Here is a 589-nt window from a genome sequence, read left to right as displayed (position 1 = left end):
GGATAGGCGGTGATTTCGGGAATGCCGCTCATGCCACGGTCTCCAGGGGGAAGGTTGCGCTCGGGATCGCTTCTGCGCCGGACCAGGCCATCACCGCGCTGAGCGCCTGCCAGGGGTTCAGCCGCGGATCGCAGAGGCTGGTGTAGTGCCGGCTGACCTGGTGCAGGCCGCTGGAATCGGCGACGCACTCGGTGACGTCGTCCGGGGTGGTCTCCAGGTGCAGCCCGGCGGCCACGCCGCCGGAGCCGGACACCGCCAGGCGGAACGCCGCCACCTCCTCGGCGATGCTGCGCACCAGGCGGGTCTTGTTGCCGCAGGGCGCGACGATGGTGTTGCCGTGCATCGGGTCGCTCAGCCAGATCACCGGGTGCCCGGCCGCGCGCACCACCTCCACCAGCGGCGGCAGGCGCTCGCCGACCTTCTGCGCGCCCATCCGCGCGATCAGAGTCAGGCGCCCCGGCTCGCGGCGCGGGTCGAGGCGCTCGCAGAGCGCCAGCAACTGGTCGCGGCCGATCTCCGGACCGACCTTGCAGGCCACCGGGTTGAGCACCTCGGCCAGCAGCGCGACGTGGGCGCCGTCGACCTGGCG

General features: G+C 72.8%; 1 pseudogene. It reads right to left on the bottom strand.

The features are described from left to right. Positions 1-28: 28 nt before the first annotated feature. Positions 29-589: pseudogene (phzC, locus tag FLO80_RS23680) on the bottom strand (phenazine biosynthesis protein PhzC); the annotation flags it as partial.

Origin of the sequence: Aquicoccus porphyridii (assembly GCF_008369105.1) — a bacterium.
Classification (GTDB): domain Bacteria; phylum Pseudomonadota; class Alphaproteobacteria; order Rhodobacterales; family Rhodobacteraceae; genus Aquicoccus; species Aquicoccus porphyridii.
This window is presented reverse-complemented; position numbering and strand designations above follow the sequence as displayed.